The 13,358-nt window shown below is 37.8% G+C and carries 12 protein-coding genes; 6 read left to right on the forward strand and 6 right to left on the reverse strand.

The features are described 5' to 3' along the window. Nucleotides 1-84: 84 nt before the first annotated feature. The 4 genes from ABDW32_RS01885 to ABDW32_RS01900 all read right to left on the reverse strand — a co-directional run bounded on the left by ABDW32_RS01885 (nt 85) and on the right by ABDW32_RS01900 (nt 5,074). Complete coding sequence (locus tag ABDW32_RS01885) at nt 85-1,278, reverse strand: FecR domain-containing protein (RefSeq protein ID WP_343558860.1); 1,194 nt, start codon at nt 1,276-1,278, stop codon at nt 85-87. A gap of 73 nt (nt 1,279-1,351) precedes the next feature. Further along, nucleotides 1,352-1,864, reverse strand: a complete 513-nt coding sequence (locus tag ABDW32_RS01890) for a sigma-70 family RNA polymerase sigma factor (RefSeq protein ID WP_343558861.1) — start codon at nt 1,862-1,864, stop codon at nt 1,352-1,354. 697 nt (nt 1,865-2,561) lie between these two features. Further along, a complete protein-coding gene (locus ABDW32_RS01895; RefSeq protein WP_343558862.1) occupies nt 2,562-4,148 on the reverse strand; it encodes a discoidin domain-containing protein in 1,587 nt (528 codons plus the stop codon). A gap of 209 nt (nt 4,149-4,357) precedes the next feature. After that, a complete protein-coding gene (locus tag ABDW32_RS01900; RefSeq protein ID WP_343558864.1) occupies nt 4,358-5,074 on the reverse strand; it encodes a DUF3667 domain-containing protein in 717 nt (238 codons plus the stop codon). Nucleotides 5,075-5,228: 154 nt separating this feature from the next. Between ABDW32_RS01900 and ABDW32_RS01905 the strand changes: the two genes are divergently transcribed. From ABDW32_RS01905 to ABDW32_RS01920, 4 genes are all read left to right on the forward strand, one after another. After that, complete coding sequence (locus ABDW32_RS01905) at nt 5,229-5,984, forward strand: LuxR C-terminal-related transcriptional regulator (protein ID WP_343558866.1); 756 nt, start codon at nt 5,229-5,231, stop codon at nt 5,982-5,984. A gap of 92 nt (nt 5,985-6,076) precedes the next feature. Then, on the forward strand, nt 6,077-6,676 hold the full coding sequence (locus ABDW32_RS01910) for an NAD(P)H-dependent oxidoreductase (RefSeq protein ID WP_343558868.1): 600 nt from the start codon (nt 6,077-6,079) through the stop codon (nt 6,674-6,676). A gap of 128 nt (nt 6,677-6,804) precedes the next feature. Beyond that, complete coding sequence (locus ABDW32_RS01915) at nt 6,805-7,926, forward strand: hypothetical protein (RefSeq protein WP_343558869.1); 1,122 nt, start codon at nt 6,805-6,807, stop codon at nt 7,924-7,926. Between the two features lie 29 nt (nt 7,927-7,955). Continuing rightward, nucleotides 7,956-9,455 carry a sigma 54-interacting transcriptional regulator gene (locus ABDW32_RS01920; protein WP_343558870.1) on the forward strand — a complete coding sequence of 500 codons (1,500 nt, stop codon included), beginning with the start codon at nt 7,956-7,958 and terminating at the stop codon, nt 9,453-9,455. Nucleotides 9,456-9,554: 99 nt separating this feature from the next. Here ABDW32_RS01920 and ABDW32_RS01925 read toward each other — a convergent pair whose 3' ends face one another. Next, the gene (locus ABDW32_RS01925) at nt 9,555-9,953 is read right to left on the reverse strand and encodes a DUF1801 domain-containing protein (RefSeq protein WP_343558871.1); all 399 of its coding nucleotides are present in this window, start codon (nt 9,951-9,953) and stop codon (nt 9,555-9,557) included. Between the two features lie 546 nt (nt 9,954-10,499). Between ABDW32_RS01925 and ABDW32_RS01930 the strand changes: the two genes are divergently transcribed. Further along, nucleotides 10,500-11,345 carry a DUF5694 domain-containing protein gene (locus ABDW32_RS01930; RefSeq protein ID WP_343558872.1) on the forward strand — a complete coding sequence of 282 codons (846 nt, stop codon included), beginning with the start codon at nt 10,500-10,502 and terminating at the stop codon, nt 11,343-11,345. Between the two features lie 160 nt (nt 11,346-11,505). Here the strand turns inward: ABDW32_RS01930 and ABDW32_RS01935 are convergent, their stop codons facing one another. Further along, the gene (locus ABDW32_RS01935; RefSeq protein WP_343558874.1) at nt 11,506-12,141 is read right to left on the reverse strand and encodes a carbonic anhydrase; all 636 of its coding nucleotides are present in this window, start codon (nt 12,139-12,141) and stop codon (nt 11,506-11,508) included. Nucleotides 12,142-12,548: 407 nt separating this feature from the next. On the opposite strand from ABDW32_RS01935, the gene ABDW32_RS01940 reads away from it, so the two are divergent. Continuing rightward, on the forward strand, nt 12,549-13,274 hold the full coding sequence (locus tag ABDW32_RS01940) for a hypothetical protein (protein ID WP_343558875.1): 726 nt from the start codon (nt 12,549-12,551) through the stop codon (nt 13,272-13,274). Nucleotides 13,275-13,358: the final 84 nt, after the last annotated feature.

A 13,358-nucleotide genomic window follows, 5' to 3' on the forward strand; every position in this document is an offset into this window, starting at 1 on the left:
AGTACTTCTGCATTCTTTTTCATACAATATTTAGGTATTAATCTTCTTACATATTATAAGCCCTCCTTTTCTTGTTTAGATAGTTCATTTATTTTTTTTCGGTTGGTTTGTTACGATTAATTTTTCTTTGTCTATTGTTAGCTGATAGCCGGTAAGGTCTTTCAGCAGATTACAGACTTCTGCAAGGGTCACATCTCTTTTTATGCCTCCTCTGTAACGTATTTTATCGAATGAAACGTTAGAATCAATTTTGATACCATACCAGCGGCTTAATTCATCGAGAATCTGCTGCATAGTTTTATTTTCGAAATAGAAATAGCCATCTTTCCATGCTGTTGCTTCTTCCATGTCCGGTATGGGGAATGCAACCAGTTGATTTTTAATTATTTTCGCGCCATTTCCAGCATCTATAAAAATCTCTTTTTCTTGTCCATTGACTTTTAAGCGTCCTTCAGTTAGCAGTACTTTGGCATTGGAGGTATAGGAATTGATGTCAAAAGCTGTTCCTATCGCTTGGATGCTAAGGTCATTGGCTTCTACGATGAAAGGTCGTTTGGTGTCCTTGGCTACTTCAAAATAAGCTTCCCCTGTTAATGTTACTTTCCGTTGATTTTTCTCGAAATTGGCATTATAGGTCAATTCCGATTCCGAATTTACCCATACACGTGTACCATCACTTAGTGTTAGTGCTATAGTAGATCTCTTGGGTACAATTAACGTATGCATCACATTGGACTCTTCAGTTTTGAGCTGTGTGTAAAATAATTTCCCATTTTTAAATTCAATACCCTGAGAAAGGCTTTGGTGGACTTGTCTATTCATTAAGTTGATATCTCCCTTTCCTTTAATCTTCAAGATAGCACCGTTTTCCCCCGGAAGAACATCGTTTTTTTGCCCATAGGTCTTATCTGGGATAAGATAATTGATAGGTTTAAGATAAGATTTCCAGATCCAAACAAACGTAAAGACTAATAATAGCGCGGCAGCTACTCCGATCTTAGCTTTCCATTTTCCATTCCACCGGCGATAATTTGGGGGTATTTTTCTTTCATTATATTTGGTTTTTAAAACTTCCCACTCCTGATCTAAATCGGTGTTACGTAAATCAAATGGGACTTGGATATCCGTATTCGCAAGACGGTAGTGTAAACTATCCTTTGCTTCGGGATATTTTTCCAACAAACGCTTTAGCTCATTTTCCTGTACAGTAGATAATTGCCCATCTTTCAGAAGTAATGAAGCCAATTCAGCCAACACTATTTTATCGGTTTCTATCATAATTTAATAACTAAATAACTTGAGGAATCAAAAAGGGTGACTCCGGATGAAAAAAAATAAAAAAGGATAATCTTTAAAACAAAAGGAAGTTTAATAGTAGGTTTAGGAATTTGGTTTTTAAAAGGTTTATTGCACGAATCCGTTGAGTTTTTACGGTGTTGACAGATACATCCAATTCCCGTGCGACCTCCTCATATTTCATACCGTCCAAATAGATTAAACGGCAAATACGCTGACAGCCTTCAGGCAATTGGTTAAGTTCGCGGTGTAATGCGCCAATCAGTTCAGCATTGATAAGCTCGTCAAGAATATTATGATTGTCGGATTCTTCTAGGGCTATGGAATCACGTATCTTATCAAATACCATATCCCGTCGTTTGGTGTTCATCGCCATATTTTTTACAGAGGTGTAGAGAAAACTTTTGATAACACGTTCTCCCTTCTCCAACAATTCAGGTCTATCCATCAGGACAATAAAAGCATCTTGTACAATATCCTTAGCTATCTCCTCCGAGTTGACCCATGGAAAGGCAAACGTGCAGAGCTGTAGAAAATATGTTTTGAAATAGTGTTCGATGGATAACATTACCTAGCTATTTTTTTAAAAATATAGCTATTATACAAAAATATTAGAAACAATGTGCTTAATTAATATTAAGTGGTGCCTGAGCTGGTATTGCGTGTAAGTAATTGAAAGGTTTGTTTTTACGTATTGTTTTTCCTGCTTTATAGGGAGGATTCGGCTGTGGTTTTTATCATGTTTGCCTTAAATTTGTAACGAAAAAAGTTTTGTATTTAAAATAACAAACTTCCACCATACGCTTCGATTGTTTCGCCAATCGTAAAACCTGGGTGGGTTTTTCTCTTTCCAGTCCGGTTAGATCTTAGGAAATTTATTCTCGCTGATCATATGTGTACTACAAATGACTCTTATCATTACAAGCTAAAGTTCGGCTCGTTGAAAGTCTCTCAATGTTTTTGCTCTCTGCAGGCTATCTATTGTCCCTGGTCTATCATTAGCCTTTTATGATTTGATGATGATATACGATAGCTAAAGTAGAGATTTATCTATAGAAATTCATACTCCAGATTTCAGGGGCTAGTTTTATTGTCGTCAGCGCCACATTAGCAGCTGAGGCCCGTAGTATTGGAATAAACAAAGGAAGGGGTGTAAAATGCACCTGGAAATTAAATACTCGAGAAAAGAAATTGTGGGATGTAGGAAGTAAAATAGGAGTGTCCGACCTTTGTGGACACTCCTTTATTGTTTTAAGCGATAAAGACTAATCAGAAAAGACTCCAAAGTCTGCCAGATGTGAATAGAAGAAATCACCCCAGGAATTTACAGACTCTATTTTAACATAGCGCGTGCTTATTGTCGAATCAAGATTAACATTAATCCAAGAGCCAGAAACTTTGCTCAGCTGGGTAGATTTAACTAAGGTCCAACTTGTCCCGTTTGTACTCGTATAAATATTGATATCTTTCATTGCTCCGTTCAGATTATCACGGTTTCGAAATGCGAGTCCTTTTACCGAACGTAGCGCGCCCATGTTTACGGAGAAGAAGTGAGGTTGCGGTGTTTGTGCCGAAGACCATGGTGTGTGCCAGATTGTACTTCTGTTCATGTCAAGCACATTGCTTGCTGGGGCGCCGGACTCGTTACTGTCACTACCTATGATCGACCAACCTGTCGTCGGTAATAGTTTATGCGTAACAACCTTACTGAGATCAGGAATATTATTGACGAAGTTATAAGCATATCCTAATGTTGAGCGACTTCCATTGACATGCATAAAGCCGATACGCATTTCATAGTTTCCTGTTAAATCATAAAAATCTGCCAATGGACATTCGAATCTGAAACTATCCTGACCAATGATTTTGGTGGCCCATTGTACTGCATCATAGTCGTTGTTACTGCCAAATGGCTCTCTGTCATGCCAAACCACAATATCATTTACGGGCTTGGTCGTGGTAAATTTGCCGGAAATAATGATCTTGTTGTTGCTAAAACTTGAGGATAGTGAAGTGATCTCCGCGGTCGCTGAAGTATACCAGTCATTTCTTGTTACGGTGCTAAACACCTGACTGTTATTAAAAGTGGCGGCAGTGGTGGCTGTCAATGAAGTGGTAGAGATGCCATAAGTCGAATTACCAGAACCCATCAATGCGGTACCCAGCGTCGGAGCTAATGTCTTATTCATCCGATTGTGACTGGCATTTAAACCATGACCGAGTTCATGAATCATTCCGCCTATCCAAACTGTTGCCTTCCAGCCAATATCCCCACCTATTCCTAGATTTTTGGCATCTAAATTCAGGTAATCCAAGGCATAACACGTTGTTCCGGTACCATAGAAGGGAGGACCTCCCGGATTAGCTGGGTCAGTATTATAGGTAGGAATAATAATCAGGTTGTGCTCACTTTTCTTTGCTGTAGGGTTCTGGGCAAAATAAGCATCCACTTCGGATTTGACGGCACCGCTACCCCCTGAATAAGGATAAGTTGACTTTCCAAATTTTCCGGCAATATAGTGAATATTGATCAAGGTATCATTTGTCAGATCCAATCCGAAGGATTTACGACCAAAACCTTCACGGTTCATATTCGTGGCAAACATTTCCTGTGCGTCCAAAAGGATCCGGCTGATTCGTTTTCTAAAATCAGGAATTGAATCGACATCATTGGGCACAAAGTAAATGACATTGAGTTTGTACGGATTTGTGCGCCACTCATTGGTAATTGTTGCGTTGGATGCTTTAAGTTTTAAATTTTCACTGTTTTCATCCGTTGGAACGAGCGTCTTATTACAAGACGCAGCACCTAGAGCCAAGGTGGCAATCAATAAATTTAAAAGTTTTCTCATAATGGTTTATATTGTATAACAATGAATATAGCCCATTGAACTGATTGACCAAAAAAAAGAATTACAATTTTATCCATTATTGTTTAATCAATCGATTGATAAATCAATGTTGAGAATTGTTTTGTAACATTTATTAATTTTTTTGATAAAAATTATGTTTAAGATGGTGGCGGTTTATCTATTCATGAATGGACCGAAAACTATCATTGTCAATGAAAGATAAGATCTATCGTAGAACCAATAGTAAAAATTGCTATTGTAAACGTGACATATCCTAAAATGTATGCAGATAGGGCTTTTAGATAACCAACTGTTTTATGTGGATCGAAAAACTGTCCTATAGACCAAACGCAATATAACATACCTACTATACTCGAGAGTATCATGACATTTTTATCTGTAGCACCTTCGATTATTGCGAAAAGTGTATATATTAACATGCTCATTCCTAAAATAAAACACAATAGGATAATGATTTCAAAAAGATTGAACCCATATTTTTTGAAAAGTATTTTTGCCCAAAATGCAATAAATATCCCCATCATAATATTAGCATAACCATAATGGTTTTGGATCCAGAGATACATAGCACCCGTTGTAGAGTGTAGGGATTCATAATAACTAATATATTTATCTTCGACATGAAAATAATGGCTTACAATCGAATAGATCAATGAGGTGATAATAATAAAAATTACGGGTTTGACCAAGCGACTTCGATTTTCAGAAAGGTAATTCCGTACATTTTTTCCCGGAGTACTGGCAAGTTCGCGGATAGTATACAAAATCCCCCGTTCGAAATGAAGGACATGTTCAATCTCGTGGGCGATATAGTGCGCATCTATCCTTTTGAGGATCGCGGGTTGACCACAATTTGGGCAGAAATTGGATATGATATCAGTTCCACAGTTTTTGCAATTTGTCATTTTTAAGGTAATTAAGGCTGTAATGATATGATTCGGTTTGCCTGCTAAAACGCTGCCGATCGATTTCAATTTTGTTCAAAAATATTACACATTATCATAATAATAGCTACACCTGAGTGTAGTTTTATTTACTTTTGAAGTATATAGATTGAACATGGATGTTAACGATTTATTTTCACCCAAGAATGCTGTTGATAGCCTATCAGCAAAAGATTTAGAACAGACCAAAGATTATATAGAAATTGTTAAAGCTTTCGCGCGTATTACTTACCAAAGTATTTACGTGATCGATTATCAATTGAAAGCATTTGAATTTGTTTCAGATAATCCGTTGTTTCTTGCAGGTTTAACTCCAAGACAGGTTGTTGAGATGGGATACGGATTTTACCAGAAATATGTCCCTGCCGCGGATTTTCAGATGCTCATTCAGATTAACAATGCAGGTTTTAATTTCTATGAAAATATTCCATTGGAAGAGCGGAAACAACATGTTATATCCTATGATTTTCAAATACAAGATGCAAATAAGAAATATATTTTGATCAATCATAAGTTAACACCGTTTTTTCTAACTGAGGAGGGGAAGATATGGAAGGCGATGTGTATCGTATCTTTATCTTCAAATATTTCTTCAGGAAATGTAACCATAGAAAAACTTCATTCTGATTTGCTATGGGAGCTTGACCTATTGAGTGGTAAATGGATTGCTCGTACAAAAGTTAATCTCACAGAACGTGAAATCGAAATTTTACGCTATTATCATCGCGGACTTACCATCCACGAAACTTCCGAGAAGATCTTTATTTCAATAGATACGGTGAAATTCCATCGACGGAAATTGTTTGAAAAATTAGGTGTGGGCAATATGAACGAAGCCTTGACCTTTGCACTGAATAATAGATTGTTATGAATATTCCATTGCCAATCCCGTTTTGATTAAACAATTCGATTCGAAGTTCCCACAAGATTCACAAAAGAAAATGTAATCCTAATTGTGTCATTATGAATATTTTAATTGTTTACAGTCATCCGAGCGAGAAATCCTATACTTTCGAGATATTGAGCCACCTAAAGAATATGTTGGTAGCCCAAAGATGGAATGTTGAAGTTTCTGATTTATATGCGGATAATTTTCAGGGTATTATGACCTTAACGGAATATCAAAGAGAAGGCAATGCAGATACGACATTGCCCGTCCCAGCGGATGTGATTGGAGAGCAGCAAAAGATAGAAAATGCAGACTGTATTATCTTCCTATATCCAGTTTGGTGGAGTGACTGTCCAGCAATGATGAAAGGTTGGTTTGACAGAGTTTATTCCGTCGGTTATGCTTATGGCCAAAAACCAGATCAGCCAAAAATGAAAATAATCAAACATGGAATAGTCATCTGTACCGCGGGCCATCCCAATCATTTTTTAAAGGAAATCGGCATTGCCCAAAGTATGGAAAAGGTTATGCTTGAGGATAGGTTAGGAAAACGCTTCCAGTACAAGGAAATGCTCATACTGGGGGGGACATTGTCAATTGAAAATGTAAGGGAAAATCATAGGGAGCAAGTCAATGAATTAGTAAAAAAGATAAGTATTAATCCGATTTTCTGATTGGTACTATGAGCGCGAAATTTCGGTGAAGGGCTCTTTATAAGAATTAATATTTCGTAAATTTATATCACGAAGTGATTCCTAATTCAATCGACGGATAACTTCTTTATTCTTAAAACAAGGAATGCATGAGCAGTACGAGACGAAATAGGGGTTTTCTCTTCACACAATATGCCGAGCCTTTTCAGACTCCTTTTGATAAATTATTTGAAATTTTTAAAGAACTGATTATCCATACAGCTGGCGATTTTGATGAAGCCATTGACTGGTTGCGTCAATTGGATAGCGAGTTTAAGTTGACTACTCCGGAATACACGATCGATGATTTCATTGCAGATCTAAAGAACAAGGGATACATTCGCGAGAAATTGGGTTTTGGTGCTGAGGGCAGTGCAGATATAACCTCAAAGATGGAAAAAGCACTGCGGCAGAATGCATTAGATCAGATTTTTGGAAAGATGCGAAAAGGAGCTTCAGGCAATCATAAAACCAATCATCAAGGTCGGAGTGACGAAAATACCGGTGATTTTAGGAGTTATCAGTTTGGAGACAGCCTTGAGAAAATAGCATTGACCGAGAGCCTGAAAAACGCTCAGATTAATCATGGGATAGGGGAGTTCAATCTATCAGAAAATGATCTGGTCGTTGAAGATACACAATTTAAATCCCAGATGAGTACAGTGTTGATGATTGACATCAGCCATAGTATGATTCTATACGGAGAGGATCGGATCACACCTGCAAAGAAAGTGGCCATGGCTTTATCGGAGCTTATCCTTACACGTTATCCCAAGGATTCCCTTGATGTCATTGTTTTCGGCAATGATTCTTGGCCCATCGCGATTAAAGACTTGCCTTACCTGCAAGTCGGGCCGTATCATACCAATACTGTCGCCGGCTTAAAGTTAGCAATGGACATCCTCCGGCGAAAGCGGCATGCGAATAAACAGGTCTTTATGATCACAGACGGAAAACCGAGCTGCCTAAACATGCCGGACGGCACTTACTATAAGAACCCAATGGGCTTGGATCCATTCATTACCAGTAAATGTTATAGTATGGCTGCGCAGGCTCGAAAGCTGGGGATACCCATTACGACCTTTATGATCACCTCTGATCCTTATTTACAGCAATTCGTCAACGAATTTACCGCGTCAAATCAGGGCAAGGCCTACTATACAGGACTCGGAGATCTTGGGGGAATGATTTTCGAAGATTACGAAGAAAATCGCAAAAAACGGATACGATAAATAGATCGTTTAACGATAGGAGGATACATATGCGCATTATTTGCGCCTCATTAGCACAACATATGAATTATACGACGATTACTACATTTGGCGCATTAAAAAGCGCGGGCTATACACCTAAGACGATAAAGGAAGAATTGCGTCAAAATCTGATTGAAAAAATAAGCAAAGGTGAAACTGTTTTTACTGGTGTACATGGTTACGAGGATACCGTTATTCCAGAACTTGAAAGAGCTATTCTTTCCAAACACAACATTAATTTTCTGGGGCTCCGAGGTCAGGCAAAGACACGCTTGGCCAGGCTTATGGTTAATTTATTGGATGAATACGTACCGGTGGTACAGGGATCCGAGATTAATGATGATCCTTTTAATCCCATCTCCCGCTATGCGCAGGAGCTTTTAAAGGAAAATGGAGATGATACCGCAATAACCTGGTTGCATCGGAGTGACCGTTTTGCGGAGAAGCTTGCCACGCCTGATGTGACTGTCGCAGATTTGATTGGTGATGTAGACCCGATTAAAGCGGCTAATTTGAAATTGAGTTATGCAGATGATCGTGTGATTCATTTTGGGATGATTCCGCGTGCAAACCGTTCGATATTTGTCATTAATGAACTTCCGGATCTTCAAGCTCGGATTCAGGTGGCTCTTTTCAATATTTTGCAGGAAGGGGATATCCAGATCCGCGGATTTAAGTTGCGCCTACCATTAGACGTACAGTTTGTGTTTACTGCAAATCCGGAAGACTATACCAACAGAGGAAGTATAGTGACACCGCTGAAGGATCGGATCGGGTCACAGATATTAACGCACTATCCTGCATCTATCGAGGTAGCGAAGACTATTACAGCACAGGAGGCAAACTTGGAAGTAGCACAGAAGGAGCATATATTTGTTCCTGAGTTGGCAAGTGAATTAATCGAACAGATCAGTTTTGAAGCTCGAAATAGCGAATATGTTGACGAAAAAAGTGGTGTTAGTGCACGGATGAGTATTACCGCATTTCAGAATCTATTGAGCACGGCAGAACTGCGCATGCTTAAAAACGGTTCAAAATCGACTGTAGTGCGATTGAGTGACTTTATGGGTATTGTACCGGCGATAACCGGTAAGGTGGAACTCGTTTATGAAGGTGAACAGGAAGGCGCAGCTTCCGTTGCATTGCAGTTGATTGAAAATGCTGTAAAGAGCCTATTTCCGGTCTTATTCCCCAAAATTGAGAAGCTGCAGAAGGATAACGAACGCTATCCCTATGATGAGATTGTCCGTTGGTTTTCCGAGTCGGAGGGGATTGAACTATCTGATGAGCTTGCGGATGAAGATTACAAAAGCCTCTTGGATCAAATGATACCTATACAAACACTGATACAAAAATACCAGCCAGCAACGAAAGCCGAAGATCGCTATTTCCTGGCTGAATTTATACTATGGGGGCTGGCGCTTAATAACAAATTAAGTAAATATAGAACAGGAAACAACCTGCAGTTTCAAGATAATTTTCAGGGTTATCTGCGAAATAATCTTTAGCAATTACCAAAAGCTTCCCTGCCAGTTCAAGGGAAGCTTTTTTTTGAGGTATCCGCTTCTTAGCGCAATGGCAGCAAGAAATAGAATATTTAAAAGGTTTTACTTCTTTTTCAGATAACGATTTATCACAGGACTAAAATCTATTTTAGAGGATCTCTGCATGTGCGCTGACAGAACCGATTCTGGAAATTCATCCAATGATTTGAAATTAATACAACCCTTTTGGAATTTAGCTTTTGGCAATTTTGATTTTAGTTCATCCATCAATTCGGGATTTGAATACATTACCAGTGAATGGAATGAAATATAGTTTTTGGCCACGGTAAGTCCGTATTTAAAGACACCTTGCTCATTATAGCTGATTGCATTCGGATTAGACATGAATTTCCCAAAACTTTCTGAAACCGCTTTGTCATTTTCGGAAATTACCTTCCGGAACTGTCGGATGGCATTTTGTGCGCCTTCGGAAAGCGTACTGATATATTGTTCTATTTCCATTCTTTTTACCCTTTTTAGATCGTTTGTATTTAAGTTAAATTTATTCAATTTTCTTTGATACAGCTATAGTTCCAGAATAATAAAACAAACTCCTAGGTTTAAAGATCAGCTGATCGAAAAACACAATTTCTACAGTGTATCAAACGCTAACGACGACAAATGAGCTTAATAAAATATGGGCTAAAAAGCTAAATGTGAAACCAAAAGTCGGTTATATCAATGAGTTCGATTTTAATTAGGAAAAATTAATTAGAATGAAGGTAGTAAACTGTTATCCACTGCCAATTTAGCATGAAAAACGGCATTCTTAAATTATGTCCAGATTTTATATGGTAAAGCGAAAAATGTTCGGTCAGGTGGTCCTCATATTCTTAGTACATTGTGCCAATCCAGAGGGAAAAAAGGATAGCAGTCATGACCATACTAAACTTGGCCAAAACTTGATAGGAATTAAAGGGAGAGATCAATCTATAAAAACTACACCCAAGTGTAGCTTATATTCGAGCGAACTGTGATATTTTTGGATCAATAAGAACAAACTAACACATGAAGAGCCTGAAAAACACAGCACAGTTGATTCAACTATGTACCAAAGCAAGAGGGATCGATTTAAAAACCATCTTTATATTGCTTTGTGGAATCCTTTTTGGAAAAGTCTACGCGCAAAAAACAAAAGTCTTAAATTTTGCAACTTTTCACATGACATATACACCTGATGCACATAAGGTAAAATTTAATGAAAAGGATGACAAAAATAAAAAAGAGGCTTATAAAATTGCAAAGATGCTGGCGGAATTCAAACCGACAATAATTTGTGTGGAAGTACTTCCAACAAAAAATGAAGAATTGAATGCCGATTATGGGAATTTTAGAGAAAATAAAGATTATACACCAAAATATGGAGGGGAAATAGCCTTAATTGCTTACGAAATCGGGAAAATGGCTGGCGTAAACAAAATATATGGTATCGACGAACAGCAAACCGCAGCTTATAACTATAACATCGGTAAAGAATTGGAAAATCAGGTAGATAGCGTAACCTCAAAAAAATATAGCGCCAGTATTTTCAAAGAATTTATGGTAGCAGAAAACCTTTCTGTGCTAGAAAAATTGATGCTATTTAATCGCAAAGAGACTTTACAAAAATTCATAAATTTGAATGCTGATATATTAACTCACATCAGCACAAAAGGCAATTTCGAAGGGGCAGATGAAGCGAGTAAATTCTATAGACGAAATCTGCGGATATTCTCCAATTTGAACCAGATACCAGTCAATAACGATGATCGAATTTTTATAATTATGGGAGCTACCCATAGCGCTTTTTTGGATGAATTCATGCAAAGAAGTCCCAAATATCAGCTTGTTGATGTTGAAAATTACCTCAAATAAATAGCAGGAATATAATATGAAATTAAGGCCGCTTGGATACTTCCAAACAGCCTTTTTCGCATTTATAGCATAGGTATATCTTAGTATTATGCTGTACAGTTCTTGAATAAGCCAAATTTTGACCCACAAAAGGGTTGACAACAGTTTCTGAAAATATACTTTATAACCAGGTTACGCTTCCTGTTTCAACATCATAGTTTGCACCTACGATCTTAATCTTGCCTTCTTCTTCGAGCTTACGGAGAGTTGAACTTTGTCTGCGGATATCTTTAATTGCATGTTTAATATTCTGTTGGTTTAGTTTCTCTAGCAATACGCTATTTTTTGAAGAACGTTCCTCGTTTTCATCAATCACCTCATTAATAATAGGATCAAAATGACTGACCAGATGGTTCAAGTTGTCCATTCCCAATCCTTCGATCTGTTCAGCATCCAGTCCTCCTTTTAGAGCGCCACATTTGGTATGGCCTAATACGACAACAAGTTTAGATCCAGCGACATTGCAGCCAAACTCCATGGAACCCAATATGTCTTGATTGATGAAATTTCCGGCAATCCTGATACTGAAAATATCACCTAGACCTTGATCAAATATAAGTTCAGCAGAAGTACGGCTATCAATACAGCTAAGCACTACAGCAAATGGCCACTGCCCCTCACGGGTAGCATTTACCTGTTCGAGAAGATCCCGGTTTGCTTTTAGATTATTGACAAAGCGTTGATTACCTTCTTTTAAGAAGTTTAATGCTTTTTCAGGAGTAATTGTTGATTGTGTTTCGTATGTATGTGCCTTCATAAAAAATTAAATATTTGCAGTATTAAAGATAAGAGTAATTCATTAAAGTTTAAATACGAATATAACGCTTTCGTTCTTCTTAGTCGGATGATTATATCCCGTGAACCGTTACGCCAGGGGGTTAACTATCTTTTCAGTAGCTGCTAAGAGCCGGAGAAACGGAATATATTTTCTCTACAAGCTACCATAAAATTGGGTTAGACAATTTGAATTATCTAGGACGAATGCTTGTGAGCCAGCGAATCATAAATAGCTATAAACAAATATTAAATAACCTTTCACTTTGGCGCTGATCTAAGCTACTTTTATATCGAAATGGTACTATCTTTTAAAAAAAGTTATAAATACACTTGCCATCAAGAAAGCTTTTTTAGCCTATCTTGTTATATCATAATCAAAAAATAGATATGAAACTGATTTTTATTTTCCTTTTTTCCTGCAGCTTTGTTTACGGGCAGTCGAATGAAGACCTGACTGTCGGTTATGGAGACAGGTACGACAGCCTATCCAAATTAAATTTCGAAAGGGTAGGACGGGAGAGTTATAAAAAAGCATCCAGCATCGATATTATTGTCGATAAAACTCCAGCAATTGAAAAGGAGAATTTTGTGATTCCAACAGGAAAAGGAAGGTTAAAGTTTAAAAAGTACGACTCCTCACCAGGACAGGCCGACGGATTCCGGGGCTGGGAGTATAAAGGCTATTTTCCACAACTGAAAATGCATATTCTGACAAGCAATCATGTTGCCGAAGGTTTGGGTTTTAGTGATCTGATTTTGCTGGATAGCATCGATGGTCGCCAGCATACAATTGCTTCGATCGGTGATGGTGCAGTAGAAATACCTGTTCCATCTCCCGATGGACGGTTTCTTGTATACCACTACAATCAGGTTTATGCTCCCAACAGTTGCTTTATCGGAGTGCTTGAAGTTCAAAAAGGTTCCTCACAACGAATTAGTCTTTCCGAATACCGTAGTTTCGAGAGCTGGAACTGGGCAGTGGAAAATATCAGATGGGTGGACCAGCACAGCATTATCGTTAAAGCTTATACATTTAAAAAGGGGGATAATGGAAAAAATAAACAGTTTACCTATTATATTGCCCAGCTAAACACTAAAAGTACTATTAAGTAAATTATCATTAATTGTTCAGTAGATAGCGAATTTGTTAACAGAGGATTACATAAAAATAAGACAGTTGACAACGGCTATAGCTTC

The sequence above is a fragment of the Sphingobacterium sp. genome, from assembly GCF_039596235.1.
Taxonomy (GTDB): Bacteria; Bacteroidota; Bacteroidia; order Sphingobacteriales; family Sphingobacteriaceae; genus Sphingobacterium.